This is a genomic window from Gordonia jinghuaiqii, from assembly GCF_014041935.1.
Classification (GTDB): domain Bacteria; phylum Actinomycetota; class Actinomycetes; order Mycobacteriales; family Mycobacteriaceae; genus Gordonia; species Gordonia jinghuaiqii.
Map to the genome: position 1 here is coordinate 2,432,961 of NZ_CP059491.1, position 26,177 is coordinate 2,459,137.

The window sequence follows — 26,177 nt, forward strand, 5'->3', positions numbered from 1 at the left end:
GCTTGAGTTGCCTCAGCGCTTGAGTTGCATCGCCTCGTAGAGTGCGGGTTCGACCTCGGCGGGGGCGATGAAGATCAGTTCGTCGCCGCCTTCGATAGCATCGTCGCGTTCGGGGACGATGACGCGTCCGCCGCGCAGGATGGTGACGAGCGCGGCGTTGCGGGGCAGTTCCAGTTTGCGTACCGGTTTGCCCGCCAGGGGAGTGTTCGACGGCAGGGTGAGCTCGACGAGGTTGGCCTGGCCCTGACGGAATGTCATGAGGCGGACGAGGTCACCCACCGAGACCGCCTCCTCCACGAGTGAGGCGAGGAGACGCGGTGTGGACACCGCGACGTCGACGCCCCAGTCCTCGTCGAAGAGCCACTCGTTGCGCGGGTCGTTCACGCGCGCGACGACGCGGTTGACCGCGAACTCGGTCTTGGCGAGCAGGCTCACCACCAGATTGGCCTTGTCGTCGCCGGTCGCGGCGATCATCACGTCGTAGGTCTGCAGTTGTGCGTCTTCGAGATTGGCGAGTTCGCAGGCGTCGGCGAGGACCCAGCCCGCACCGACGACTGCGTCGGCGTCGATGTGCCTCTCGTCGCGTTCGAACAGGGTGACCTCATGCGAGTTCACCAGCAGCTCGCGGGCGATGGAACGTCCGACCGCGCCGGCTCCGGCGATGGCGACCTTCACTGGGGACTCCTTGGGCCTGTAGTTCTACGAATCGGACTGGGTGAACGTGTTCGCGGCGACGCCACGGGCGTTGGCCAGATTGTCCAGCAGCACCGCCCCGTACACCACGTCGTCCTGTTGCAGAACGGTTTTGGCCTCGGGGAGGATGGGGCGTCCGACGCGGTAGAGGAATGCGACGCGGGCGCCGGTCTGTTCCTGGAACCTCGCGACCGAGATCCCGATCCAGGAGTCGTCGACGTCGATCTGGGCGATGGCCAGCGATCCCGACGGGTCGCGCCATTCCATCGTCGTGGTCTCGCCGAGTGCCGAGACGAATCGTTCGGTCGTCCAGGGCACCGTGGCCACGGTGGGGATACCGAGCCGTTCGTAGACCTCGGCGCGTTTGGCGTCGTAGATGCGGGCGACGACCCGCTCGACGTCGAAGGTCTCGCGCGCGACCCGCGCCGAGATGATGTTGGAGTTGTCACCGGAGGACACCGCGGCGAAGGCGTCGGCATGCTCGATGCCTGCCTTGACGAGGATGTCCCGGTCGAACCCGACGCCGGTGATCGTGCGGCCGGCGAAATCGGGGCTGAGCCGCACGAATGCGGTGGGGTCACGGTCGATGATCGCGACGTCGTGTCCGCGCTTCTGCATCGCCATCGCGAGCGACGATCCGACACGCCCGCAACCCATGATGACTACCTGCACGACAATCCTCTCCTGCGTCGGCCCGTCTGCCGCGAGTCGAACCTACCCGCCTCGCCGCGAACGCTCTAGGGTTGCCTGGTGTCCACCGTCTCCAAGGTGTCCGTTGCGACGAAACGCCTCCTGCTGGGCAGGCCATTTCGCAGCGACACGCTGGGTCACACCCTGTTGCCCAAGCGCATCGCGCTGCCGGTCTTCGCCTCCGACGCCATGAGCTCGGTGGCCTATGCGCCACAGGAGATCTTCCTGGTGCTGTCGGTCGCCGGCATCAGTGCGCTCGCGTTCACACCATGGGTGGCACTCGCCGTGGCGGTGGTCCTCGCCGTGGTGGTGGCGAGCTACCGGCAGAATGTGCACGCCTATCCCTCCGGTGGCGGCGACTACGAGGTCGCCACGGTCAACCTCGGTCCGAACGCCGGTCTCACCGTCGGCAGTGCGCTGCTCGTCGACTACGTCCTCACGGTGGCGGTGTCGGTGACCTCGGCAGCGGAGAACATCGGTTCGGCGGTCCCGTTCGTCAACGAACACAAGGTGTGGTTCTGCGTCGGCGCCATCGTGCTGCTCGCCGCGGTCAACATGCGCGGGATCAAGGAGTCCGGCTCGGTTCTCGCGATCCCCACCTACGCATTCATCATCGGCGTGCTGGGCATGCTGATCTGGGGGTTCACCGAGATCTATCTGCTCGGGGACGACATCCGTTCGGAGACGGCCGATTTCGGGATCAGGGCCGAGCAGGACAACCTCACCGGACTGGCTCTGGTGTTCCTGGTGGCGCGATCGTTCTCGTCGGGGTGTGCCGCGCTGACCGGTGTGGAGGCCATCAGCAACGGGGTGCCCGCCTTCCGGAAACCCAAGTCGCGCAATGCCGCGACAACCCTGCTTCTCCTCGGCACCTTCTCGATCACGCTGCTGCTGGGCATCGTGATGCTCGCCGAGAAGATCGGCGCGAAGTACGTGATGAACCCCGAACAGGATCTCATCGGCGCGCCCGAGGGCTATCAGCAGAAGGCGATGATCGCCCAGCTCGCCCATGCGGTGTTCGACTCGTTCCCGGTGGGCTTCTTCTTCGTCGCGGTCGTCACGGCGCTGATCCTGTTGCTGGCCGCGAACACCGCCTTCAACGGTTTCCCGGTCCTCGGTTCGGTCCTCGCGCAGGACAGGTACCTGCCCCGCCAGCTGCACACCCGGGGTGACCGGCTGGCGTTCAGCAACGGCATCCTGTTCCTCGCGCTCGCCGCGATCATCTTCGTGGTGGCGTTCGGTGCGCAGGTGACCGCGCTGATCCAGCTCTACATCGTCGGGGTCTTCGTGTCGTTCACGCTCAGCCAGACCGGCATGGTGCGGCACTGGACCCGTCTGCTGCGCACCGAGACCGACCCGAGCGCCCGGCGCAGGATGATGCAGTCGCGCGTCGTGAACTCCGTCGGTCTGGTGATGACCGCGACGGTGCTGGTGGTGGTGCTCATCACGAAGTTCACCGCGGGCGCCTGGATCGCGGTGCTCGCGATGGTCGCCCTGTTCGTGATGATGAAACTGATCCATCACCACTACGCCTCGGTGCAGCGTGAACTGGATCGGGCGGAGGACGACGACGAGGCGGTCCTGCCGAGCCGCACCCACTCCATCGTTCTCGTGTCCAGCCTGCACATGGCGTCCAAACGCGCGCTGCGCTACGCCCGCGCGACGCGCCCGGACGTCCTGGAGGCGATCACGGTCAACGTCGACGACCGGGACACCCGAAAACTCGTGTCCGAGTGGGAGGCCAGCGACATCACCGTCCCGCTGAAGGTGATCGCCTCGCCCTATCGCGAGATCACCCGCCCGGTCATCGATTACGTGCGGCGGGTGCGCCGTGAGTCCCCGCGCGACGTCGTCACCGTGTTCATCCCGGAATACGTCGTCGGCCACTGGTGGGAGCAGATCCTGCACAACCAGTCCGCCCTGCGCCTCAAGGGACGACTGTTGTTCGAACCCGGCGTGATGGTGACCTCGGTGCCGTGGCAGCTCACGTCGTCGGACCGTCGCAAGGAGGACCGGGCCTACCGGGCTCCCGGCGAGACCCGCCGCGCCCTCGGCGAACCGGACAGCCGCCAGTGACGGAGAATGGGTCCGGGACACAGCGAACCTGCGACCCAGAGACATGCGACCCAGAGACGAAGAAGGTGCTGTGACAAAGAGAACGCCGGGGACGAACACGACGGATGTCCGACGTGTCGAGGTCACCGTCGATCGACCCGCCAACGGGGGTGAGGCGGTCGGCCGCGCCGACGGCCGGGTGCTCTTCGTCCGCGGGGCCATCCCCGGGGAGCGGGTCGTGGCCGAGATCACCGACGACCGGCACGACGCGTACTGGCGGGCCGAGGCCGTGGAGATCCTCGACGCCTCACCGCACCGGACGTCGACGCCGTGCCCGGCCGCCGCGCGCGGCGCGGGATGCTGCGACCTCGGCTACATCGACCCGGCGTACGCGCGCGTCCTCAAACAGTCCGTACTGCTCGACGTCCTACAGCGGGTGGGGCACCTCCCGGCTGATCGGATCGCCACGACCGACCTCGCCACCCGCGGGGTGGACCGGCTGGCCGGCGCCGACACCGGCTGGCGCATCCGCACCCGCCTGGCCGTGGACGACGACGGGCGCGCGGGACAGCTCGCGTTCCGTGGCGCGCGGGTGATCGACGAGGAGTGTGTCCAGCCCGTGTCCGGGATGCTCGACGGTGTCGCCGAACGTAGGTTCACGCCCAGGTCGGAGCTGGCCGTGGTCCTCGACTCCCGGGGTGTGCGTTCCATCACCGAACTCGCGCCGGTGGAGAAGTCCGCCCGGGGCAACGCGCGCCGTCGGGCCCAGGAGAACAGGGGGCGCCGCGCACGACCGCGCGTGCAGGTCGTCGTCGACGGCGAGGCGACCGCGATCCACCGCGTCGGTGCACGCACGTGGGAGATCCCCGTCACAGGATTCTGGCAGGCCCACCGCGCCGCACCGCAGACCTACGGCGACACTGTCGTCGAGTTCGCCCGGACCCATCTCCCCGCGTCCGGCCCCGGAGGGTCGCCGCGGGTCGCGTGGGACCTGTACGGGGGTGCCGGAGTGTTCGCCGCCGCCCTGCTCGACGGTCTCCCCGGAGGCCTGGACACGGTGCACATCGTCGACTCCGACGCCGCGGCGCTCGACGCGGCGGCACGCACCTTCGAGGCCGACGGTGAGCGAGTGCGCACCCATCGGGGCGAAGTGGCGGACCGGCTCGCCGACCTGACCGGCCCCGGTGTCGCCGGGCCCGACATCGTCGTCCTGGATCCGCCGCGGACCGGTGCGGGCGCCCGGGTCATCGGCGCCGTCGCGGCGGCTCAACCGGCCGTTGTGGTGCACATCGGCTGTGATGCCGCACGTTTCGCACGTGATCTCGGACTCTTTGCCGAGAGCGGCTATCAGGTGGTGCAGATCCGCGCCTTCGACGCGTTTCCGCTGACACATCACGTGGAGGCCATCGCCTGTCTGGTCCCCGGGACGCCCGGGTAGGGCATACGCCGACGACCCGGCCCGGTGGCGGGCCGTGCCGGACCATCCGCAGGTCCGGTCCGCGACGAATGCTTCCGTAGACTGACCAGAACAAAGTCCGGACACAGTCCGGACGCCAGAACAGAGCCGGACACAGTCCGGACGCCAGAACAGAGCCGGACACAGTCCGGACGCCAGAACAGAGCCGGACACAGTCCGGACGCCAGACAAACCGGACTGTGTCCGGACGCAACAGATGCGCCGGACGAATCCGACGCCAGAGATGTGCCGGACCTGTTCCGGGACGACGGCTTCGGTGATGGAGGAAAACGATGGGTGTGCTCGACCGGATCAGCTCGCCGGCCGATCTTCGGCCACTGTCGGACATGGAGATGGAAGCTCTCGCGGCCGAGATCCGAGCGTTCCTGATCGAAAAGGTCGCCGCCACGGGTGGCCACCTCGGTCCGAACCTGGGGGTCGTGGAACTGACCCTCGGTCTCCATCGCGTCTTCGACTCACCACACGACCCGATCATCTTCGACACCGGGCACCAGTGCTACGTCCACAAGATCGTCACCGGCCGCAAGGACGGCTTCGGTCGGCTTCGTCAGCGCGGCGGCCTCACCGGCTATCAGGAACGCGCCGAATCCGAACACGACTGGGTGGAGTCCTCGCACGCCTCGGCGGCCCTGTCCTACGCCGACGGACTCGCGAAGTCGTTCGAGCTGACCGGCCAGCCGGACCGCACCGTCGTCGCGGTGGTCGGCGACGGGGCCCTCACCGGCGGTATGTGCTGGGAGGCGATCAACAACATCGCCGCCTGCGAGCGTCCGGTGGTGATCGTCGTCAACGACAACGGTCGCTCCTATGCACCCACCATCGGCGGCCTCGCGAGCCATCTGTCGGGGCTGCGTCTGCAGCCGGCCTACGAGAAGTTCCTCGGCGAGGGGCGCCGCGTCGTCAGGCAGGTACCCGTCGTCGGCGAACCCACCTATGCGGTGCTGCACGGCGTGAAGAGCGGGCTGAAGGATCTGCTGGCACCGCAGGCGATGTTCACCGACCTCGGACTCAAGTACGTCGGCCCGGTCGACGGCCACGACATCGACGCCGTCGAGTCGGCGTTGCGTCAGGCCCGCGACTTCGGCGGTCCGGTGATCGTGCACACCGTGACGCGCAAGGGCATGGGTTACGCCCACGCGGAAAACCACGTCGCCGACCAGATGCATGCCACCGGCATCATCGACCCCGTCACCGGCCGCCCGACCAGTGTGTCGCCGCAGGACTGGACGTCGGTGTTCTCCAGCGCCCTGCTCGACGCCGGAGCCAACCGGCCCGACGTCGTCGCGATCACCGCGGCCATGCCGGGACCGACGGGCGTCGCCCCGTTCGGCGAACGGTATCCGGACCGGATGTTCGACGTCGGGATCGCCGAACAGCATGCGATGACCTCGGCCGCGGGTCTCGCGCTGGGCGGCTTGCACCCGGTGGTCGCGCTGTACTCGACCTTCCTCAACCGCGCCTTCGACCAGCTCCTGATGGATGTCTCGCTGTTGCGGCAGTCGGTCACACTCGTGCTCGACCGATCGGGCATCACCGGACCCGACGGACCCAGTCACCACGGCATGTGGGATCTGTCGCTGATGGCGATGGTTCCCGGCCTGCGCGTCGCCGCACCTCGCGATGCGGTCCGGCTCCGCGAGGAGTTCGACGAGGCGCTCGGCGTCGACGACGGTCCCACCGCCCTGCGGTTCTCCAAGGGCGCTGTCCCCGAGGACATCCGGGCGATCGAGCGGCTCGACGACGGCGTCGACGTGCTGCATCGTGCAGGTCGCGGCCTCGGACCGGCGAGTGGGGATGTGCTCATCGTGGCGGTCGGCGCGTTCTGCGCACTGGCCGTCGACACCGCCGAACGGCTTGCGCGCCAGGGGATCGACGCCACCGTCATCGACCCGCGCTGGGTGCTCCCGGTGCCGACCTCGGTCGTGGAGGTCGCACGTCGTCACCGGCTGGTCGTGACCCTCGAGGACGGTTGCATCAGCGGCGGCGTGGGTGCGGCTGTCGCCGTGGCACTCTCGTCGGCCGAGGTGATGGTTCCGGTGCAGATCAAGGGCATCCCGCAGTCGTTCGTCGCGCACGCCTCGCGCGGCGAGATCCTCGGCGAACTCGGTTTGACCGCACAGGATCTCGCGCGGTCGATCACCGCCACGGTGTCGGGCATGCAGGCCGGCCCCGGACTGGATCGTCCGATCGAGAACGGCGCCGATCCTGCCCGGAGTCGCGCCGAGGACTGAGTGGGCTCAGCGGTGATCAGTGCAGGGTGGCCAGATTCGAGATCGACTTGTGCACATCGGATTCCAGCACCTTGGCGACGAGTCGCCCGACCGCGCCGTTGAGCAGGCCGCCGGACAGTTCGGCGGAGAGATCGAAATGCGAGCCGTCGGCGATCTCGTCGACCTTCATCGCCAGGTCGATCTTGACCCCGCCCCGGCCCTGACCGGACAGCGCGATGAGGCGGGGTTCCTCGTAGTCGGTCACCGTCCAGTGGATGATGTTGCGAAACCCCTTGACCTTGATCAGGGACGAGATCGTCGTGCCCTCCTCGATGGCGTCGGGGACCGGGGAACGCCATCCGCCGAAGATGGTCATCCACTCGTCGAACCGTGAGAGGTTGCTGGCGAGGGCCCACGCGGCGGCGGGGTCGAGGTCGGAGTCGATGCCGACGGAAACTGTGGCCACTGAACTGCTCCCATCCGTGAGGGGTTGGTGCAGGGGGTTGACTTACCCTGACGGTGTCGTTCGCTGGGGGATCGCACGTCGGGTCGTGGAGACACCGACTGTACGTGCCAACCGAATGTACGCGGAGAGTGGCGGACAGGTGCGATGAGCGGGGCGCGCGAGCGCCGGGCGCTCACTCCGCCGCGGGGGTCTCCGCTGGTCCGGGGCCGCCTTCGGCAGCCGCGAGCAGGGCGTCGGTCAGTGCCTGGACGCACAGTCCGCGCTGCCACGCGCGCGCACCGGCGGCGGCGAGGTGGGTGTCGACGGCCTCGACGGTGACCGGGCCCTTCAAGCCGTCCCAGCACAGCTGCCGGACGACATCGGGGGCGAGGAGGTTCTCCACCGGCAGGGTGTTGGCCTCGGCGATGGCCTTGAGTGCCGGGCGCACGTGCTGCAGGCGGGCCGAGGCCTCGGGGTTGCGCTGCTCCCAGCGACTCACCGGCGGCAACCCGGGCCCATTGGTCTTGCGGGCGGGCAGTTTGCTGTCGGGGAGCTCACGGGCCCGTTGCAGTGCGCCGAGCCAGATCCCGGCCTGACGCCGCTGGCGCGGACCTCCGAAGACGGGCAGCCTGGTGAGTTCGCTCGCCGACTTGGGATCGACGGTCGCGGCGTTGACGATGGCGGTGTCGGGCAGGATGCGGCCGGGAGCGACGTCGCGTCGTTCGGCCAGTTCTTCTCGGGTGGACCACAACTCGCGTACCGCGGCGAGTGTGCGGGTGGACTTCACGGTGTGGATGTTCGACGTCTTGCGCCATCGGTCGGTCCGCGGCGGGGCCGGCGGCCGCGACAGGATGTAGGCGAATTCCTCACGCGCCCAGCCGTCCTTGCCCTGCTCGACGAGGGCGGCGTCCATGGCGTCGCGTAACTCCACGAGCACCTCGACGTCGAGGGCGGCGTAGTTCAGCCAGTCGTCGGGGAGGGGCCGGCGCGACCAGTCGGCGGCGCCGTGGCCCTTGATGAGCCCGAGTCCCAGGAATTCCGCGACCATCGCGGCCAGATTCACCTTCGCCAGGCCCAGCAGCCGTCCGGCGAGTTCGGTGTCGTACAGCTCGACGCACTCGAAACCGAGTTCGCGCAGACACGGCAGGTCCTGGTCGGCCGCATGCAGCACCCACTCCGGCCCGCGCAGGACGTCGATGACGGGCGCGAGTGCCCCGGGGGAGCCGATCGGGTCGAGCAGGAAACTGCCCGAACCGTTGCGTTTGATCTGGATCAGGTACGCGCGCTGGGAGTACCGGTACCCCGACGCCCGTTCGGTGTCGACGGCGATGGGTCCGGACCCGTCGGCCAGGGCGCGCGCGGCGTCGGCGAACTCCGCCGCGGTCGACAGCACCGGCGGCACCCCGCCGGCGGGTTCGAGCAGGGGAGTGACCTCGGGCGCGTCCGGCGCCTCGGGTTCCGGCGTGCCGGTGGGTTCGGTCACGTCGTGCCGAGTTCGGTCACGCCGACCGGCGGTAGGCCGGCCGCCGAGGCGAGCACCTCGCAGAACGCCTCCAGATGTCCGTTGAGCCCGTCGGCGGTCAGCGCGGTCCACGAGGCCCGCACCTCGAGCTGATGTGCGCGCGGTGGTCCGGCGATGTCGCCGTAGCGAACCGAGGTTGTGGAGGTGACGGTGCCGCCCAGGGCGGTCACCTCGACGCGGTGGTCCGAGCCCTCCGGGGTGGCGCTGGAACCCACCGGCACACCGAGGGCATCGCTGAGCCAGCTCCAGGCGACCTCGGGCAGCAGCGGATCCATCGCCAGTGCGGCCTCGACCTCGGCCTGGAGGAAGGCGACCAGGCGCATCGTGCCGTTCCAGGCGTCCTGCCCGGCGGGGTCGTACAGCAGGATCAGCCGACCGAAGGCGCTGCCCTGCGAGTCCGTGGGCACCACGTCGAGTTCCTCGGGTGGACGCACTTCGGCGCCCACCGCATAGCTGTAGGGCGCGAGGCGTTGAGGCGGACGGATGGGCCCGACCTCGATGTCGCGGCGAACCCGGGCAGCATGCAGTGACTCCACCGCTGCGCGGAAATCAGCAGGCTCATCCTGAGCTCCTGAAGAGGTCACCGTTCGACCGTAGGGGTGGGGTGCGCGGGTGCGGCGGAGGCGCGCCGAGACCGGCCGTGCCGGGGATTCGCCCGGGCGCATCGTGCAGGCCTTTTCCCGGCGGTCCGGGGGCATGGCAGAGTAGCGATGGTGTCGAACGCAACTGGTACCCGGGTCCATAGGTCGCACCTGCCGCTCGTCGCCGCGGCCACCGGCGCGACGCCGTCACGCCGTCCGGTGTGGTTCATGCGTCAGGCGGGCCGGTCGTTGCCGGAATATCGCGCGATCCGAGCCGACCACGGGATGCTCGAGTCCTGCTTCGACGCCGAACTGGTCTGCGAGATCACCATGCAGCCGGTGCGACGCCACGACGTCGACGCCGCCATCCTCTTCTCCGACATCGTCGTGCCGCTCAAGGCCGCCGGCATCGACCTCGACATCGTCGCCGGGACCGGTCCCGTCATCGCCGAGCCGGTGCGCTCGGCCGAGGCCGTCTCGCGGATTCCGCGTCTCGACCCGGCGGCGGTCGGGTCGATCTCGCACGCCATCGAACTGCTGCTCGGTCAGCTCGGCGACAACACGGCCCTCATCGGCTTCGCCGGCGCGCCGTTCACCCTGGCGTCGTACCTGATCGAAGGCGGCCCGAGCCGCAACTACGAACGCACGAAGTCGATGATGCACGGCGACCCCGAGACCTGGTCGGAGCTGATGGCACGCCTGGCCGACATCACGATCGCCTTCCTGCGTGTCCAGCTCGAGGCAGGCGTCGACGCGATCCAGCTGTTCGACTCGTGGGCGGGCATGCTGTCGGCGGCCGACTACCAGCGTCACGTGGCTCCCCACAGCACCCGTGTCCTCGCCGAGGTCGCCGGATACGGTGTCCCGCGCATCCACTTCGGCGTCGGTACGGGTGAGCTGCTCGCGCCGATGGCCCACGTCGGGGCCGACGTGATCGGCGTCGACTGGCGGGTACCGCTCGAGGAGGCCGTCCGCCGGGTGGGCCCGGGCAAGGCGGTGCAGGGCAACCTGGACCCGACCCTGCTGTTCGCCGGTCCGGAGGTGGTCGAGACCGAGGTGCGGCGGGTTGTCGCCGACGGTGATCGCGCCGTGGCCGCCGGGGCGCTCGGCCACATCTTCAACCTCGGCCACGGAGTGCTCCCGGGTACCGACCCCGACGTCCTCACCCGGGTCGTCGAACTGGTCCACAGTCTCTGATGTCCACGCGGGCCCGGGTCGCGGTCGTCGGCGGGGGGATCTCCGGCCTGACGGCCGCGTACCGCCTGCGGCGTGCTCTCGGTCCTGACGCCCGGATCGACCTGTTCGAGGCCGGCGGCCGCATCGGCGGGGTCCTGCACACCGCGATCGTGGGCGGACAGGCCGTCGACGTGGGGGCCGAGGCGTTCATCGTGCGACGGCCAGAGGCCCTCGAACTCGTCACCGAGCTCGGGCTGGCCGACCGGGTCGTGTCGCCGACGCCGCGCCGCCCGGCGATCTGGGCGGGGGGCCGGTTGCATCCGTTGCCGAGCCCGGCCCTGATGGGCATCCCGGCCACACCGGCGGTGATGGACGGACTCGCCGACCCGGCCGACCTCGCCCGCATGGCGGCGGAGCCCACCCGTCCGCTGACCTGGTCCGGCGATGCCGATCCTTCTGTGGGTGAGTTCGTCGCCGAGCGGTTCGGGCCGTCGGTGGTCGCCCGCGGCGTGGACCCGATGCTGGGCGGCGTCTACTCCAGCCTCGCCGGCGACATCGGTCTCCGCGAGGCGTTGCCCGCACTCGCGGCCCGGCTCGACCGGGGAGCGCCGTCGCTGAGCACCGCGGTCAACGACCTGATCGCCGCGGGTGCGGCCGCGACCGGACCGGTGTTCGGCACGCTCGTCGGCGGCTACGCCGTCCTGCTCGACGCGTTGCGGGAGGCCGCGAGCGTCGAGCCCGGGCTGCACCGGTATGTGAGCGGCCTGGCACCCGAGCCGCACGGCTGGACCGTCGAGACCGGTGAGGGCGCCCGGTCATACGACGGTGTGGTCCTCGCGTTGCCCGCGTGGCAGAGCGGCCACCTCCTGCGCCGGTCGCTGCCCGCCCTCGCCGCACCGCTGCAGGCGGTTCCGCGGGCGTCGTCGGTCGTCGTGTCGATCGCGCTGGCACCCCGAACACGGCTGCCCGAGCATTCGGGTGTGCTGGTGGCGACCGGGGAGAGCTTGCGGGCCAAGGCTTTCACGTTCAGCTCGCAGAAGTGGTCGCATCTGTCGGCAGCGGACCGGCCGGTGTCGGTGCGGGCGTCGTTCGGACGATTCGGTGCGCCCGTGCCCGACGACTGCGTCGAACCCGGCGTCGACGACCGCCTGCGGACCGAAGCGCTCGACGACCTCGACGAGGTGTGCCGGGCGGCCGGGATCGCGCCGGTGTCGTCGAAGGTCGTCGACACCTACGTGCAGCGCTGGACCAACGGGCTTCCGCTGTACGCGCCCGGCCATCTGGCCGCGATGTCCCGGGTGCTCGCCGCCCGGCCCGCGCGGCTGGCGTTCGCCGGCTCCGCCTACGCCGGGGTCGGGGTGCCCGCGTGTATCGGCCAGGCCGGGCGTGCGGTGTCGGCGCTGCTCGCCGAGCTGGCCTGACCGGTCGGTCCGCCAGGCTCACCTGGCTGGTCGGCATCACCTGGCTGGTCGGGGCGCCGGGCGCGGTGGCACGATGACAGGCATGAGCCGCTTGGATTACGCAGAACTGAACTCGACGATCCGTTACCTGATGTTCTCGGTGTTCGCCGTCCGGCCCGGGGAGCTCGGCACCGACCGGGACCAGGCCAAGTCCGACGCCGCCGACTTCTTCAAGTCCCTCGAGGACACCGGTGTGGTGGTCCGCGGGGTGTACGACGTGTCCGGTCTGCGCGCCGACGCCGACTTCATGATCTGGTGGCACGCCGAAGAGCTCGAGTCCATCCAGGCCGCGTATGCGAAGTTCCGCCGGGAGACGACACTCGGCCGTGCGTGCAACGCGGTGTGGAGCAACGTCGCCCTGCACCGGCCCGCCGAGTTCAACAAGAGCCACATCCCGGCGTTCCTCGCCGGCGAGGAGCCCGGCAACTACATCTGCGTGTACCCGTTCGTCCGTTCCTACGAGTGGTACCTGCTGCCCGACGAGGAGCGTCGCAAGATGCTCGCCGACCACGGCAAGGCCGCCCGCGAGTACAAGGACGTCCGCGCCAACACGGTGTCCTCGTTCGCCCTCGGTGACTACGAGTGGCTGCTGGCCTTCGAGGCACCGGAACTGCACCGCATCGTCGACCTCATGCGCGACCTGCGTGCCACCGAGGCGCGCATGCATGTGCGGGAGGAGACCCCGTTCTTCACCGGGCCCCGCGTCGAGGTCTCGGCGCTGATCGACGCCCTGCCCTGAACCCGGCAATCGGTAGCGACAATGCGGATATCACGCGCATTGTCGCTACCGATTTCGTCTATTCGGTCGGTTCCAGCGTCAGGCTGATGCTGTTGATGCAGTAGCGGAGGTCGGTGGGGGTGTCGTAGCCCTCACCGGAGAACACATGGCCCAGATGGCTTTTGCAGTTCGCGCACAGCACCTCGACGCGGCGCATCCCGAGAGAGTCGTCCTCGACCTCGATGATCTTGTCCCCGGCCAGCGGGGAGAAGAACGACGGCCAGCCGCAATGGGATTCGAACTTCTGCTCGCTGCGGAACAGTTCGGCCGAACAGGCGCGGCACCGGTAGATGCCGACGGTCTTGCTGTCGGTGTACTCGCCGGTGAACGGCGCCTCGGTGCCGGCCTGGCGCAGCACTCGGTACTCGGCGGGGGTGAGGCGCTGCTGCCACTCTTCGTCGGTCAGTTCGGCGAGGTTCTCGGTGGTGGTCTCGGGGGTGCTGTCGGTCATGGGTCCACGGTAGCGCGCCGCGCGAGAACGGCCTGTGCGGGAACGACCGGGGCGGGAACGGCGGCGGTGGACGCTAACCCGACGCCGGGGTGGGGAGCTTCGGCGTGGGGACCGGTTCGGCGCTTGCGGTTGCCGGGGCCGGGGGTGCGTCGGTCTCGGACCGGACGGGCAGTTCCATGCCCGCCACCCCGTCGGCCCGCATGTCCAGGTAGCGGAACAGCAGCGAGCAGAACACCGCGATCATCAGCAACGACCAGCCCCAGGTGACCTTGTTGTACTCGACCATCCAACCGAACGCCGTCCACCGTTCGGAGTAGAAGCCGTCGAAGGTCATGCAGCCGTAGACGCCAAGCCAGGCGGGCCAGTTACGCATCGGCGATCCCGGCAGCAACACCGTCATGAGCAACGGGAACAGCAGCATCGAGTAGTAGCCCTGGCCGAGGGACCCGACGAGGAAGGTCGTGCACAGGAGCACCCCCGACGACGCCGTCAACCAGAGCAGCTCGTTGGCCTTGCGGTAGTACCGGTACAGGAACCACAGGGAGAACGCGGCCATCGCGACGAACGCCACCCGCAGGAGGAAGACCAGCCAGTCGGCGACCCCGAAGTACGCGCCGTTCCCGGCGATCGAGCTGTTGTAGTAGTCGCGTGCCTCGCCGAGGTAGGGCACGGTGCGGCTGATGAAGTCGTTCGCGTCGACCGACATCGGCCACGCGACGGCGGTCAGCACGAGCGGGATCGCGATGGACAGCGCGAACACCCGCCACTGGCGGCTGAGCAGCGGCAGGAGCATCAGCGGGGCCAACACGGGTTTCACCGCGAGGGTGAGTCCCATCGGGACCCCGGCCCACCAGTCGTGGCGCGACCGCATCAACATCAGGAAGCTGACCAGTCCGAGCAGCACGAACGAGTTGAAATTGGTGAAGATCAGCGTGTGCGAGACGGTTTCGGTGCTGAAGAAGAAGAACAGGACCGTGGGCATGACCCAGGAGTTCAGCGCGAACCCGAACATGCGCGTCAGCAGGTACGCGCTGATGAGCAGCACGATCACGCTGACGACGATGAAGGCCCAGCGGGCGCGCTCGTAGTCGATCACCGCGACCGGCGACATCAGCAACGTGCCCGACGGCGGGTACAGATAGTGCGGGTCGACGGTGGCGTAGTTCTCGCCGTAGACCGGCAGGCCGTTGAGGAAGTTGAAGGCGGCCGCGTAGACCGGCTTGAAGTCGTCGGTCCGGTCACCGTTGACGGCCAGGAATACCGAGCGGTGCACGACCATGAACAGACTGATCGGCCACAGGACCATCGGGATGATCCGCTGAGCACTCATCTGGGGATAGAGATACCTGTCGAGAATGGCCACCCGCGAACCGTACTACGTCACGCGAGCGAACTGGGGTGCTGGTCCGGGCAGGCGGGGAGAACTCTGGGGACGACGTGTCAGGTGGGGCAACCGCGCTGCGTCGGCCCGGTCAGCGGGGCCTTGGCGACATACTGGGCGGCGACGTCGGCGGCGCAGGCGCTGCGGGAGAGCGCCGAGAAGCCCAGACCGTCCCATGTGACCGTGATCGGCTCGGCCGAGGCGTTCATGAACAGCGGCACCAGAGCGTTCGCGCCGTTGCCGCCGTTGATCGGATCACGTGTCCCGTTGAGGATCAGCGGGTCCGCGGGCAGCGAGGACGGTGGCCGGACCGGGTCGCCGGACGCCCACCCGTTGCACCGCACCAGCGACAACGCGCTGTTGGCGCCGGTCAGCGGATTCTGCTTCGACCACGCGTCGACGAGGCCGGGCACCTCGTTCTGACCGACGGGACCGGTGACGTCGTTGCACCGTGCCACCAGCGCGCCGTCGGGCAGGCGCAGCGTCGCAGCGCGGTCGGCGAGGCGGACGAGGCCGGCGGTCTGCCCGCGGTCGGCGGCATCGATCTCCGAGGCGAGGTCCAGCAGGGCCTGGGGCCGGTCGGAGGCCAGTGCCAGTGTCGTGGTGATCGCATCGAGCGCGGCGGTGTCGGACAGGCCGTCGAGATTGCCGGCACGCGCCTTGGCGAGTAGGCCGGTCATTCTGGCGACGCCGTTGGATCCCAGGGCGCAACCCGGGAGGGCCGAACACCGTTGCGCGAACCCCTGGAGGGCGGCCTGGACGCCCTGAGCCTGCGACAGCGCGCGATCACGCGCATTGGCCCCGAACGGGGTGGGCGTGTCGAGGATGACCCGGCCCGCGCGGCCGCCGTACAACGACGCATAGGTCAGAACCACGTCCGAACCCTCACCGACACCGATCAGGCCGAGATGTTCGACGCCCCACCGCTGCCGTAGGGTCTCGAGGTCGGAGGCGGCGTACTCGGCGCCGAAACTCAGTTGGTACGGGGTCAACGTCTCGGTGCAACCGTCCGACGCCGACGACGCCGCGGACGCGAGCCGGGTGATCCGCGACGACGTGGTGGTCCCGCGGGCGACGAGCCCGTTGTCGGCGATGGTCGACCGTTCCAGGCGGGTCATGCAGTCGAGGTCGCTGCTCAGCGGGATACCGCGATGATCGACGGCCACCACCGCATGGGAGTCGAGTAGTGCGCGGCCCGGTCCCGACGTCATCACCAGCAGGGTCCGCGACGACGGCAGGTCCGATCCCGACGTCAGCACGAGCGGTGCCGCACCGGCCGGGGTGGCGGCGGTGCGCGCGCGGGTCAGCGCGATCGACACGACCTCGCCCTCGGGATTGTTGCGATCGATCGGGGAGTCGTACTCGGCGCACTCGATCGTCACGCCCTGCGGTCGTGCGACCCCGTAGCGCCCGACCGTCTCCGCGGCGCACTCGGTCCAATCCAGATCGGACTTCGGGACGGTGAGAGCGGGCGCCGGCGGCTCGGTGGACTGCGACGTCACCGGCGCCTTCTGCCCGGGACCGCCCGGGATCAGCTCCGGGCCCCGGTCGGGACCCACCGCGCACGAGGACAGCACGAGGGTGGCGATCACGGCCAGGACGACGCCGGAGAGAATCCTCGGGATCGCGATCGGGCGTCCACCGGCGACCGGGGCGTGCGCGCTTGGCATGTCCGCGAGAGTAGTCAACGTCATCGACGACCGGCCCGACGGCGCTCCCGAGCGGACAGATCCAGTGGATCGGCCCAGTGGATCCGACTCAGTGGATCCGACTCAGTGGATGGAGGAGCGGCCGCGGCGGAGCCAGCGGGTGAACACGAACCCGTCGTCGTCGGTGATGATCGACGTCGGCTGCATCGGGTGGAGCATTCCGGCGGCCACCGTGGTCAAGGGATCCCCGACGCCGGACACGATCCGGCCGGCGGCACCGCCGACGAGGTTCGGGCTCGTGGTCAGGCACAGCTCGTCGAGCAGGTCGGCGGCGACGAGGGAGCCGAGCAGGGTCGGTCCTCCCTCGCAGAGCACGCGCGCCCAGCCGCGTTCGCCGCAACGCTCGAGCAGCGTCGAGGGGTCGACGGTGTCCTCGCCGCAGTCGACGAGGGTGGCGCCGGCATCGACGAGGGCGGCCCGCCGGTCGGCGGGGGCGGCCGCGCACGTCAGCACAACGGTGTTCGGGTCACTCACCGGCGCGAAGTCGGGGAGCACCGACAGGCACCGAGACACGAGTGCGAGTGTCGGGGCGTCGGCCTGCCCGTTGCTCGCGCGGAGGTCGGCGAACAGGCCGTCGGGCCGGGGCTGCCCGTAACCCTCGGCGGTGGCGGTACCGGCACCCACCAGGATCACGTCGGCCAGGCCGCGCAGCACCCGGAACAGCAACCTGTCGCCGGGACCGCCGAGTCCACCGGACTTTCCCTCGTGGGCCACCGAGCCGTCGATGGAGGCCACCATGTTGGCGCGCACGAACGGGGCCGCGGCGCCGGGCCCCGCCGCCGGTCGCGGCGGATAGAGGTACTGCTCGGCCAGCCACAACAGAGCCGCGTCGCCGCTGTCGTCGACGTCGCCGGATGTGACGTGGGTCGCTTTCTGCAGGTGGAACATGCAGTGATCATCTCCTGGATCGTTACTCTCCACACATGGTGGCCCGACTCTGCGATCGCAACCCCGCGACCTCGCCCGACGCACTCATCGATGAGATGGTGCCCCCCTCGACGTTCGACGAGGTGAGCTTCGACTCCTACATTCCCGACCCGAACGAGCCGTCCCAGGCCGAGGCGGTCGCCAAGGCGCGTGATTTCGTGGCGCGGGCGTCGAAGGTGCGGTCGGGCAAGAAGGGCCTCTTCTCCCGCAAGGCGCCCGCCCAGGGCATCGGTCTCTACCTCGACGGCGGATTCGGCGTCGGCAAGACCCACCTCCTCGCCTCGATCTACCACTCGATGCCCGAGCCGAAGTCGTTCGCGACCTTCGTCGAGGTCACGCATGTGGTCGGGGCGCTCGGCTTCGTGAACGCCGTCGAGCGCCTGTCGAAGCACACCGTGCTGTGCATCGACGAGTTCGAACTCGACGATCCCGGCGACACCATGCTCGTGTCGCGGCTGCTGACGGAGCTGACCGCCAAGGGGGTGTCCATCGTGGCCACGTCCAACACCCTGCCCGGGCAGCTCGGCGAGGGCCGCTTCGCGGCGCAGGACTTCCTGCGCGAGATCCGCAAGCTGTCCTCGGTGTTCGAGACGATCCGGGTCGACGGCCCCGACTACCGTCACCGCGATCTGCCGCCCGCCCCGGAACCGCGAAGCGAGTCCGAGCTGGTGGAGATCGCCGAATCCACCGGTGGGGCAACGCTCGACGACTTCGATGCGCTGTGCGAGCACCTCGGCACGCTCCACCCGTCGAAGTACAAGGACCTCGTCGACGGCGTCGCGATGGTCTGCATCTCGGGCGTCCATCCGGCCACGGACCAGTCCGTGGCACTGCGGCTCGTGGTGCTCGCCGACCGTCTCTACGACGCGAACATCCCGGTCACCGTCTCGGGGGCCAAACTCCACGAGATCTTCACCGACGAGATGCTGGCCGGCGGCTACCGCAAGAAGTACCTGCGCGCCACGTCGCGGCTCCTCGCCCTCTCGCGGTTCGCCGAGACGGCGGCCTGAGCCGCGCCCACGAAGCGAGGTCACGGGCCTGAGCCGCGCCCGCGAGCGTGCGACGGGGCGCGTCAGAGCGACCGGGTGAACACGTAGTCGTGTTCGATGCTCCCGTTGAGGCTGAACGTCTTCACGCCGACGCGGGTGAAACCCATCTTGGTGTAGAACCGCTGGGCGCGGACGTTGAGTTGATTGACGCCCAGCCATGCCATCGTGCTGCCGTGCGCTCGGGCGCGGTCGAGCGCGACGGACATCAGCTGGTGCGACGGAGTGACCCCCTGCCGTGAGTGGTGGTCGGGCAGGACGTACATCTTCGACACCTCGCTCACCGGACGTTCGGTGACAACCGCGCACACATCGGGATGGCTCGGTTCGGTGTGCAGCACCAGCGTGTAGCCGATGACCGGTCCGCCGACACCGTCCCGCGCCACCACGACGTCGGCCAGCGGATCGGCGATGTGGTCGCGGAAGTTGCTCTCCTGCAGACTGGTCGAGATGAAGCCGGCGATGTCCTCCGGCGTCGAGTGGGGCGGGCAGGCCAGTGCGAAGGTCGCGGCCGCCACCTGTGCCACCGCTGCCGCGGCGGCGGGGTCGGTGACCACCTCGACGGTGATGTCGCTGAGGTCGATGCGGGTGCCGTCGTGGTCCGGCCGGTCCATGGGGCGATTCTCCCGTCAGGCCAGCGGCCGGGCCGGATCGGCGGTCCAGGCGTTCATCGAGCCGTCGTAGACGGCGACGTCGTCGCGGCCGAGCGTCCGCAGCGCGAGCGCGGCCGCGGTGGCGGCGATCCCGCCCCCGCAGTAGGTGACCGGACGCACCGCGGGGTCGAGCGCACCGGCGTCGGAGAACAGTGCGCGCAGGTCGTCGAGCGGCTTGAGCTTCCCGGCCTCGTCGACGAGCTCCCCGAAGGGCACGTTGACGCTGCCCGGAATGTGGCCGCCCGCGAACGACTCCCGGTCCAGGGCGTTGACCAGCAGCACCGAGGAGTCCTCGGTGCTCGCCGCCACCTCGTCGGTCGAGACGATGCGCTCGGGACGTCGTGCGGCGCTGAACGTGCTTGCCGGATAGGACGATTCACCGGTCTCGGTGGGCAGTGCGGCCTCGGTCCAGGCGGCGTACCCGCCGTCGAGCACGAGGACGTTGTCGAAGCCCTCGAGCCCGAACTGCCACCACAGCCGGGTGGCCCAGATGCCGTTGACGGTGTCGTACACCACGGCGGTCGACTCGTCGCCGATGCCGGCTGCGCCGATCACGGACGCGAACTTCTCCGACGGCGCCGCGGCGAACGGTGCTTCGCCGTCGGGGTCGGACAGGTCGGCGATCTGGTCGACGAACACCGCACCGGGAAGGTGGCCCTGCAGGTAGGACTCTCGTCCCGAGGCGACATGCGCGCCGTCGGCGTCGAAGGTGAGATGGACCGTCGCATCGATGATGCGCAGATTCTCCTCGCCCAGGCGTTCGCGGAGCTCGGCAGCGGTGATCAGCGGTGTGGAGGTCATGCTGCACACGGTAGTCGGCGCCCCTCGCGGTCAGGAGCCCCGGAGGGGTTCGGTTCGGAAGTCGTCGAGATCCACGCGCCGCGTCTTGTCCCAGTAGTCGACGATCCGCCAGGGCAGCACCGCGACCACCCGGCCTGCGGGGTTGCGGTACCAGTTGGTCATGGCCGGATGCGTCCACACCATGGCGGCATGGGCGCGGTCGACGGCGTCGTTGTACTCCTCGGTCACCTCGCGACGCACCTCGAGTGCGCCGAGCCGGTGCTCGATCATCGTGCGGATCGCGTCGCAGACATAGCGGACCTGATACTCGAGGATGCTGATGAAGCTGCCGCCGTGCCCGAGCGCGGTGTTGGGCCCGGTCAGGATGAACAGGTTGGGGAAGTCCGGGGCGGTGATGCCGAGGTAGGCGTAGGCGTCGTGATCTCCCCATGCCTGCACCGTCGTCTGGCCGCTGCGCCCGACGACGTCCATGGGGTAGAGGTAGCGGTCGCTGTGGAACCCGGTGGCGAAGACGATGATGTCGAAGTCGTGCGCGGTCCCGGAGGCGTCGACCAACCCGGTGGGGGTGATGGCGTCGACGCCCTGGCCGACCAGCTCCACGTTCGGGCGGCGCAGCATGCGGAACCACCCGTTGTCCAACAGCATTCGCTTGCCGAAGGGCGGGTAGTCCGGCGTCGACTGTTCGATGAGGTCGTCGCGGTCGCCGAGTTCGTTGCGCATGTAGCGCAGGTAGAACTCGCGGTGGCCGTGGTTGACGGCATTGATCGACGCGGTGGGTTCGGGCCACTGCGGATCGACGTGCAGGGTCGAGTGGACCTTGTCGTTGAAGATCCAGGACAGTCGCGCGCGGTACCACTCCCGGTATCCGGGGAGGTTGTCCATGAGCCAGTGCACGTCGTCGCCGACGGGGGCGAAGTAGTCGTCGTTGGGTGCGATCCACTGCGGTGAGCGCTGGAAGATCGTCATCGAGCCGACGCGGTCGGCGATGGCGGGCCCGATCTGCATCGCGCTGGCGCCCGATCCGATGATGGCGACTCGCTTGCCGGTCAGGGCGCCGGGTTCGTCGAGTTCGTCCGGCCACTGCGCCGAGTGGAAGATCGGGCCGGCGAAGCCGTCGACGCCCGGTAGGTCAGGGACCTTCGGGCGGTTGAGGATGCCGACGGCGCTGATCAGGATGCGGGCGGTGAGGGATTCTTCGCTGCCGTCGGAGTTTCGGATGCGGACCGTCCACTGCTGGGCGTCGGAATCGTAGGTGGCGGTGCGGACCTCGGTGCCGAACCGGACGCGGTCGCGGATGGCGTGGCGGTCGGCGAACGCCTGCAGGTAGCCCTGGACCTCGTCGCGCTTGCCGAAGTGCGTCGACCAGGGGTGGTCGAAAGAGGAGATCGAGTACAGGTAGCTCGGGGTGTCCACACCTGCGCCGGGGTAGTGGTTCTCGTACCAGGAGCCGCCGACCTCGTCGTTCTTCTCCAGGATGGTGTGTTCGATCCCGGCCTCGGCGAGTTGCGTCGAGATCAGCATCCCCGCGACGCCCGCCCCGATGACCAACGCGGTCATGGAGGTGGCGAGATCGTGGGGCACCGTCGGCAGGTGCACACCGCGCAGGTCGCCGCGGATGATCTCGGTCATCATCGGGCCGAACTCCGCGGGCACCTCCTCGCCGGCGGTGAAGGACATCAGCGCCGCGACGAGTGTCTCGTCGGCAGGCTGCCGGGCGGGTGCGCCCCGGTCGTACCAGCTCTCGAGGGCGTCGACGACGGCGTCACGGATCTCGCCGCGGACCTCCTCGGGCAGCCCGCCGGTGGAGTTGTCGTCCATCCCGCGGCTGCGTGTCGGGCGGTAGCGGTCGGCCATCCAGCGGCGGTCGCCGGTCATCTCCACCAGCACGGCCAGCAGTGTCGGGATGTTGCCCGCGTCGACGGCCCGGCGGATCTCCGCGGTGCTGGGTCGGGTCGCCGAACGAAGGGAAACTGAAGTCATGACCTGAAACTAACCACTGTTAGTGCCCGCACGTCAACACCGGGATCTTCACGCATGTTCGTCTCTTGACGTCGGAAAGCTCGTATGCGACTGTGTGCTCAGTCATACTAACAACGGTTAGTGATCACGGAGGTTGACATGGAACTCAGCGAAGCAATGCGCACGACCGGCACGTGCCGCTACTTCAGCGACAAGCCGGTCGAGGACGAGGTGTTCTACCGGGCGTTCGACGACGCGCGGTTCGGTCCGCAGGGCGGCAACCGCCAGCCCGTTCGCTGGGTTGTGGTGCGCGACGACGCGACGAAGCAGCGTCTTGCAGACACGTACCTGCCGTTCTGGGAGCCGTACTACGACTCGATCCTCGAGGGCAGCAAGAAGGTCGGCGCAGTTCCCAAGACCATCGAGAGTGCCAACTACTTCGCCCATCACCTCGCCGAGGTCCCGGCGCTCGTCGTCGTGTGTGCGGAGATGGACGGACTGCACCCGACCGACCACGAACTCGGCCGGCTCAGCGTCGTCGGCGGTGCGTCGATCTACCCGAGCGTGCAGAACCTGACCCTCGCACTGCGGCAGCAGGGTGTGGCCACCGCGCTCACCACCCTGCTGTGTGCCGCGGAGAACGAGGTCAAGGAACTTCTCGGTATCCCCGACGAGTACCTGACCGCCGCGCACATCGCGGTCGGTTACCCGCGCGACGGCTTCCCTCGCAAACTGACCCGTAGCCCGGTCGAGGAGATCGCATTCCTCGACCGCTTCGACAGCCCGATGTTCACGTGAGCGCGCCCACCGTGTCGCCCAGCGACCGCAAGCTCACCGAGGCCCAGACCTCGATGCTCGGACGCGCCACGATCGGCGACCAGCTGCGCCGGCTGGCCCGATCGCAGGGTTCGACGCCCGCGATCATCGCCTACGACGCCGACGGCGGCCGCACCTCGACGTCCTACGCCGATCTCGACCGGATGGCGAATCGTGTCGCGCACGTGCTGCTCGAGCTCGGCGTCGGCCGCGGGGATCGTGTCGCGGTGATGAGCCGGAACCGCGTCGAGAGTGTCGCCACCTACTACGGCGCACTCAAGATCGGTGCGGCGTACTCCGGGGTGAGCCCCATGTTCCGCGAGGGCGAGATCGCCCAGCAGCTGGGACATCTCGAGCCGACGGTGCTGGTCGTCGAACGGCAGCTGGCGACCCTGGCCGGTCCGATCGCCGACAGCCTCGGCATCTCGGTGCTGGTCGTCGGCGAGCCGGAGTCGAATACGTGGAACTCCTTCGAGGAGTCGGTCACCGCCGCCGACGACACCGAACCCGAGTGCGACGTCGACGAACACGACCTCGCGATGATCGTCTACACCAGTGGGACCGAGTCGACGCCCAAGGGCGTCGAGATCGCGCACCGCAACTATCTGATCTCCACCGCGCCCGCCTACACCTGGGGTCTGCGCTGCCGCAACGACGACGTGTGGCTCTACGTCATGCCGTTCCACACCATCGCCGGGATCGGCTCGCTGACCTCGCTGACGCTGCTGGGTGCCACGCTGGTGCTGCCCGCCGCGGTCGACCCGGCGACGTCGCTGCGGATGATCCGCGACGAGAAGATCTCGGTCCTGGCGCAGACACCGACGTTCTTCATCGCGCTGGCCAATCACCCCGACTTCGGGGCCGAATCGGTCGGTTCGGTGCGTCGTTGCCTGACCTACGGCGGTCAGGTCTCGCCGCATGCGGTCGACGCGTGGGCCGCGGCCACACCGGAATCGGTGTGGGGTACCTATTGGGGTCAGTCGGAGCTCACCCAGCTGGGCTCGGTCGGCTGGTTCCGGCGTCTCGAGGACGTACCCGGCCAGGACCCGACGTGGATCGGCAAGCCGGTGGGTCACCTCGAGGTCCGGGTCGTCGACGCCGACGGCAACGAGGCGGAGGAGGGCGAACTGTTGTGTCGCACACCGTCGGTCATGATCGGCTACCACAAAGACCCGGAACGTACCGCGCAGGTGCTCGACGGCGGTTGGGTCCACACCGGCGACATCGTCCGGATCGACGCCGAGGGCAACATGTTCTTCCGCGATCGACGCAAGGACATGATCAAGACCGGCGGGTTCAACGTGGCCTCGCAGGAGGTCGAGCGCGTACTGCAGGCACACCCCGACGTCGAACGTGCGGCAGTGGTGGGCCTGCCCGACCCGTACTGGTCGGAGGCGGTCACGGCCTTCGTCGTGTTACGCGAGGGTGCTTCGGTCACCGACGAGGAGATGCGTGAGTACTGCCGTACCGATCTGGCGTCGTACAAGGTGCCCAAGGCGGTCTACCTGGTCGAGGCGTTGCCGACCGATGCCCAGGGCAAACTGCTCAAGCGCGAGTTGAGGAAGGCGTATGGAACCGGTCAGGGCTGAGAACGGCACCGGCGGCGCCGCTGCGGCGCAGGGCTCCGAATCGTCGACGGTTCGAACCGACCGTCGGCGTACGCGGCGCGACGAGATCGTCGAGGCGGCCGCCCGGTACTTCGCCGACCACGGGTACTCCAATGCCGGTATGCGCGACATCGCGCAGGCCGTCGGGATGCGGGGCGCGAGTCTCTACAACCACTTTCAGTCGAAAGAGGAGATCCTTTTCGCGATCGCGTTGCGGATGACCGAGGACCCGCAACAGGATCTGCTGCTCCTGGACGGGGAAGGTGGACCGGTCGAACGGTTGACGAGTCTGGTCGAGGCGCATGTGCGCCGGCTCGCGCGGTACCGGGTGGAGCACCTGGTGGCGCTGCGGGAGCTGTCGGCGCTGACGCCGGAACACCGCCGCGCGGTGACCGACTACCGGAAGTACTACCAGCGACGCATCCGCGACGTGATCGATGCGGGTGCCCGCCTGGGGCTGTTCGAGGTGCGCGATCCGCACCGGTCGGCGATCGCCGTGCTGGACCTGATGAACGGGATCAGTTGGTGGCTCAACGACTCTCACGACGTCGACCAGCTGGTCAGTGACTACGTCGACTTCACGATCGGCGGCGTCCTCCACCATCGGCCGGTGTCGTGAGCGGTCCGCTCGCGGGCGTGCGGGTGGTGGAGATGCCGGGCCTGGGACCGACGCCGCACGCAGCGATGATGCTCGCCGATCTCGGCGCCGACGTCATCCGGATACGTCGACCGGGACCCGATCTGCCGGGTCCTGACGGGATCACCGATGCCGATGCGGGTCTGTACCGGTCCCGACGCAGCGTCGACGCCGACGTCAAGAATCCCGGCGACCTCGTTCGCATCCGCGAGATGATCACGCGGGCAGACATTCTCCTCGAGGGATTCCGTCCGGGCGTGATGGAACGTCTCGGTCTCGGCCCGGAGATCTGCGACGCCGCACCGCAACTCATCTACGCACGGATGACGGGCTGGGGCCAGGACGGCGATCGCGCCATGAGCGCCGGCCATGACATCAACTACCTCGCCGTGACCGGCGTGCTGGAGGCGATGGGTCCGGCCGGTGCGCCACCGGTGCCGCCGCTGTCCCTGGTCGGTGACTTCGGCGGGGGATCGATGCTCCTGGTCGTCGGTGTTCTTGCCGCACTGCACGATCGCTCCCGCTCCGGGGTCGGCCAGGTCATCGACGCCGCGATGGTCGACGGGGCCGGGCTGCTGGCTCAGCTGCAGTGGTCGTGGAAAGCGGCCGGACGCTGGGTTTCCCGGTCCGAGGGCAATCTGCTCGACGGTTCCGCACCGTTCTATGCGACCTATCGATGCGCCGACGAGAAGTTCATCGCCGTCGGAGCGCTGGAAGAGAAGTTCTGGCAGAACCTGATCGACACACTCGATCTGGGTGACCTGCCGGATCGGTGGGACCGCGCCAACTGGCCGATCATCACCGCGGCGCTCGGCGCGCGGTTCGCGACGCGCACCCGTGAGGAGTGGCAGGAGGTGTTCGCCGGTGTCGACGCCTGCGTCACACCGGTACTCGATTTCGACGAAGCCGCCGCCGATCCGGTTGCGGTGCAACGCCGAAGCCATGTCCGCGTCGACGGCGCGATCCAGCCGGCACCCGCACCGCGCTTCTCTCGAAGCGCCTTGGGGACGCCGAGACCGTCGACGACGGCCGAACTCACACAGGTCCTCGACGACTGGTCGGTGACCCTGGATTTCCGCAAGTAGAGGGTGATGACCTGGCGA

The 26,177-nt window shown here is 68.9% G+C and carries 23 protein-coding genes; 11 read left to right on the forward strand and 12 right to left on the reverse strand.

Translation table 11 applies throughout. The features are described 5' to 3' along the window. Nucleotides 1-12 precede the first annotated feature (12 nt). Nucleotides 13-675: a potassium channel family protein gene (locus H1R19_RS10825; RefSeq protein ID WP_188329150.1), complete on the reverse strand. Its 663-nt coding sequence runs from the start codon at nt 673-675 to the stop codon at nt 13-15. 24 nt (nt 676-699) lie between these two features. Continuing rightward, entirely contained in the window at nt 700-1,365 is a 666-nt protein-coding gene (locus H1R19_RS10830; RefSeq protein WP_188329151.1) for a potassium channel family protein, read from the reverse strand. Nucleotides 1,366-1,443: 78 nt separating this feature from the next. Here H1R19_RS10830 and H1R19_RS10835 point away from each other — a divergent pair, with 78 nt between their 5' ends. The 3 genes from H1R19_RS10835 to dxs all read left to right on the forward strand — a co-directional run bounded on the left by H1R19_RS10835 (nt 1,444) and on the right by dxs (nt 7,146). Continuing rightward, nucleotides 1,444-3,459, forward strand: coding sequence for an APC family permease (locus H1R19_RS10835; RefSeq protein WP_188329152.1), 2,016 nt, complete (start codon nt 1,444-1,446; stop codon nt 3,457-3,459). Nucleotides 3,460-3,529: 70 nt separating this feature from the next. Next, nucleotides 3,530-4,876, forward strand: coding sequence for a class I SAM-dependent RNA methyltransferase (locus tag H1R19_RS10840; RefSeq protein WP_219851391.1), 1,347 nt, complete (start codon nt 3,530-3,532; stop codon nt 4,874-4,876). Between the two features lie 311 nt (nt 4,877-5,187). Continuing rightward, nucleotides 5,188-7,146 carry a 1-deoxy-D-xylulose-5-phosphate synthase gene (gene dxs, locus H1R19_RS10845; protein ID WP_219851393.1) on the forward strand — a complete coding sequence of 653 codons (1,959 nt, stop codon included), beginning with the start codon at nt 5,188-5,190 and terminating at the stop codon, nt 7,144-7,146. A 16-nt stretch (nt 7,147-7,162) separates the two neighbouring features. Here the strand turns inward: dxs and H1R19_RS10850 are convergent, their stop codons facing one another. The 3 genes from H1R19_RS10850 to H1R19_RS10860 all read right to left on the reverse strand — a co-directional run bounded on the left by H1R19_RS10850 (nt 7,163) and on the right by H1R19_RS10860 (nt 9,676). Next, nucleotides 7,163-7,591 (reverse strand): type II toxin-antitoxin system Rv0910 family toxin, encoded by a 429-nt coding sequence (locus H1R19_RS10850; protein ID WP_219851395.1) that lies wholly within the window; start codon nt 7,589-7,591, stop codon nt 7,163-7,165. A 172-nt stretch (nt 7,592-7,763) separates the two neighbouring features. After that, the gene (locus H1R19_RS10855) at nt 7,764-9,053 is read right to left on the reverse strand and encodes an HRDC domain-containing protein (RefSeq protein WP_219851396.1); all 1,290 of its coding nucleotides are present in this window, start codon (nt 9,051-9,053) and stop codon (nt 7,764-7,766) included. Continuing rightward, on the reverse strand, nt 9,050-9,676 hold the full coding sequence (locus H1R19_RS10860) for a DUF3000 domain-containing protein (RefSeq protein ID WP_188329157.1): 627 nt from the start codon (nt 9,674-9,676) through the stop codon (nt 9,050-9,052). The genes H1R19_RS10855 and H1R19_RS10860 overlap by 4 nt, the downstream gene beginning before the upstream one ends. A 126-nt stretch (nt 9,677-9,802) precedes the next feature. Between H1R19_RS10860 and hemE the strand changes: the two genes are divergently transcribed. The 3 genes from hemE (at nt 9,803) to hemQ (ending at nt 13,048) form a co-directional block, all read left to right on the forward strand. Then, nucleotides 9,803-10,870 (forward strand): uroporphyrinogen decarboxylase, encoded by a 1,068-nt coding sequence (gene hemE, locus H1R19_RS10865; RefSeq protein ID WP_188329158.1) that lies wholly within the window; start codon nt 9,803-9,805, stop codon nt 10,868-10,870. Next, nucleotides 10,870-12,270 carry a protoporphyrinogen oxidase gene (gene hemG / locus H1R19_RS10870; protein ID WP_219851398.1) on the forward strand — a complete coding sequence of 467 codons (1,401 nt, stop codon included), beginning with the start codon at nt 10,870-10,872 and terminating at the stop codon, nt 12,268-12,270. Before hemE ends, hemG begins: the two co-directional genes overlap by 1 nt. An 82-nt stretch (nt 12,271-12,352) precedes the next feature. Continuing rightward, nucleotides 12,353-13,048: a hydrogen peroxide-dependent heme synthase gene (gene hemQ / locus H1R19_RS10875; protein WP_188329160.1), complete on the forward strand. Its 696-nt coding sequence runs from the start codon at nt 12,353-12,355 to the stop codon at nt 13,046-13,048. Nucleotides 13,049-13,106: 58 nt separating this feature from the next. Here the strand turns inward: hemQ and msrB are convergent, their stop codons facing one another. From msrB to H1R19_RS10895, 4 genes are all read right to left on the reverse strand, one after another. Further along, nucleotides 13,107-13,538 carry a peptide-methionine (R)-S-oxide reductase MsrB gene (gene msrB, locus H1R19_RS10880; RefSeq protein ID WP_188329161.1) on the reverse strand — a complete coding sequence of 144 codons (432 nt, stop codon included), beginning with the start codon at nt 13,536-13,538 and terminating at the stop codon, nt 13,107-13,109. 73 nt (nt 13,539-13,611) lie between these two features. After that, nucleotides 13,612-14,901, reverse strand: a complete 1,290-nt coding sequence (locus H1R19_RS10885) for a glycosyltransferase family 87 protein (protein ID WP_188329162.1) — start codon at nt 14,899-14,901, stop codon at nt 13,612-13,614. Between the two features lie 77 nt (nt 14,902-14,978). Then, nucleotides 14,979-16,589 (reverse strand): alpha/beta hydrolase, encoded by a 1,611-nt coding sequence (locus H1R19_RS10890; protein ID WP_188329163.1) that lies wholly within the window; start codon nt 16,587-16,589, stop codon nt 14,979-14,981. Between the two features lie 102 nt (nt 16,590-16,691). Continuing rightward, nucleotides 16,692-17,516: a dihydrofolate reductase family protein gene (locus H1R19_RS10895; RefSeq protein ID WP_219851400.1), complete on the reverse strand. Its 825-nt coding sequence runs from the start codon at nt 17,514-17,516 to the stop codon at nt 16,692-16,694. Nucleotides 17,517-17,551: 35 nt separating this feature from the next. On the opposite strand from H1R19_RS10895, the gene zapE reads away from it, so the two are divergent. Then, on the forward strand, nt 17,552-18,565 hold the full coding sequence (gene zapE / locus H1R19_RS10900) for a cell division protein ZapE (protein ID WP_219851402.1): 1,014 nt from the start codon (nt 17,552-17,554) through the stop codon (nt 18,563-18,565). A gap of 62 nt (nt 18,566-18,627) precedes the next feature. Here zapE and H1R19_RS10905 read toward each other — a convergent pair whose 3' ends face one another. The 3 genes from H1R19_RS10905 to H1R19_RS10915 are packed head-to-tail and all read right to left on the reverse strand — an operon-like array spanning nt 18,628 to nt 22,035. Continuing rightward, nucleotides 18,628-19,215: a GNAT family N-acetyltransferase gene (locus tag H1R19_RS10905; protein WP_188329166.1), complete on the reverse strand. Its 588-nt coding sequence runs from the start codon at nt 19,213-19,215 to the stop codon at nt 18,628-18,630. A 15-nt stretch (nt 19,216-19,230) separates the two neighbouring features. Beyond that, a complete protein-coding gene (locus H1R19_RS10910) occupies nt 19,231-20,055 on the reverse strand; it encodes a sulfurtransferase (protein ID WP_219851404.1) in 825 nt (274 codons plus the stop codon). A gap of 30 nt (nt 20,056-20,085) precedes the next feature. Beyond that, nucleotides 20,086-22,035 carry a flavin-containing monooxygenase gene (locus H1R19_RS10915; protein ID WP_219851406.1) on the reverse strand — a complete coding sequence of 650 codons (1,950 nt, stop codon included), beginning with the start codon at nt 22,033-22,035 and terminating at the stop codon, nt 20,086-20,088. Between the two features lie 138 nt (nt 22,036-22,173). Here H1R19_RS10915 and H1R19_RS10920 point away from each other — a divergent pair, with 138 nt between their 5' ends. From H1R19_RS10920 to H1R19_RS10935, 4 genes are read left to right on the forward strand one after another with little or no spacing between them, the layout of a single operon-like run. Next, complete coding sequence (locus tag H1R19_RS10920; RefSeq protein WP_219851408.1) at nt 22,174-22,812, forward strand: nitroreductase family protein; 639 nt, start codon at nt 22,174-22,176, stop codon at nt 22,810-22,812. After that, nucleotides 22,809-24,419 carry a class I adenylate-forming enzyme family protein gene (locus tag H1R19_RS10925; RefSeq protein WP_219851410.1) on the forward strand — a complete coding sequence of 537 codons (1,611 nt, stop codon included), beginning with the start codon at nt 22,809-22,811 and terminating at the stop codon, nt 24,417-24,419. The genes H1R19_RS10920 and H1R19_RS10925 overlap by 4 nt, the downstream gene beginning before the upstream one ends. Next, nucleotides 24,400-25,056 carry a TetR/AcrR family transcriptional regulator gene (locus H1R19_RS10930; protein ID WP_188329171.1) on the forward strand — a complete coding sequence of 219 codons (657 nt, stop codon included), beginning with the start codon at nt 24,400-24,402 and terminating at the stop codon, nt 25,054-25,056. Before H1R19_RS10925 ends, H1R19_RS10930 begins: the two co-directional genes overlap by 20 nt. After that, on the forward strand, nt 25,053-26,159 hold the full coding sequence (locus H1R19_RS10935; protein WP_219851412.1) for a CaiB/BaiF CoA transferase family protein: 1,107 nt from the start codon (nt 25,053-25,055) through the stop codon (nt 26,157-26,159). The genes H1R19_RS10930 and H1R19_RS10935 overlap by 4 nt, the downstream gene beginning before the upstream one ends. Nucleotides 26,160-26,177: the final 18 nt, after the last annotated feature.

Bases quoted from the DNA above. Each gene is read 5' to 3' on its own strand.
- dxs (WP_219851393.1), top strand. From the start codon at position 5,188: ATGGGTGTGCTCGACCGGATCAGCTCGCCGGCCGATCTTCGGCCACTG.
- hemE (WP_188329158.1), top strand. From the start codon at position 9,803: ATGGTGTCGAACGCAACTGGTACCCGGGTCCATAGGTCGCACCTGCCG.
- hemG (WP_219851398.1), top strand. From the start codon at position 10,870: ATGTCCACGCGGGCCCGGGTCGCGGTCGTCGGCGGGGGGATCTCCGGC.
- hemQ (WP_188329160.1), top strand. From the start codon at position 12,353: ATGAGCCGCTTGGATTACGCAGAACTGAACTCGACGATCCGTTACCTG.
- msrB (WP_188329161.1), bottom strand. From the start codon at position 13,538: ATGACCGACAGCACCCCCGAGACCACCACCGAGAACCTCGCCGAACTG.
- H1R19_RS10890 (WP_188329163.1), bottom strand. From the start codon at position 16,589: ATGCCAAGCGCGCACGCCCCGGTCGCCGGTGGACGCCCGATCGCGATC.
- H1R19_RS10895 (WP_219851400.1), bottom strand. From the start codon at position 17,516: ATGTTCCACCTGCAGAAAGCGACCCACGTCACATCCGGCGACGTCGAC.
- zapE (WP_219851402.1), top strand. From the start codon at position 17,552: ATGGTGGCCCGACTCTGCGATCGCAACCCCGCGACCTCGCCCGACGCA.
- H1R19_RS10905 (WP_188329166.1), bottom strand. From the start codon at position 19,215: ATGGACCGGCCGGACCACGACGGCACCCGCATCGACCTCAGCGACATC.
- H1R19_RS10910 (WP_219851404.1), bottom strand. From the start codon at position 20,055: ATGACCTCCACACCGCTGATCACCGCTGCCGAGCTCCGCGAACGCCTG.
- H1R19_RS10915 (WP_219851406.1), bottom strand. From the start codon at position 22,035: ATGACTTCAGTTTCCCTTCGTTCGGCGACCCGACCCAGCACCGCGGAG.
- H1R19_RS10920 (WP_219851408.1), top strand. From the start codon at position 22,174: ATGGAACTCAGCGAAGCAATGCGCACGACCGGCACGTGCCGCTACTTC.
- H1R19_RS10930 (WP_188329171.1), top strand. From the start codon at position 24,400: ATGGAACCGGTCAGGGCTGAGAACGGCACCGGCGGCGCCGCTGCGGCG.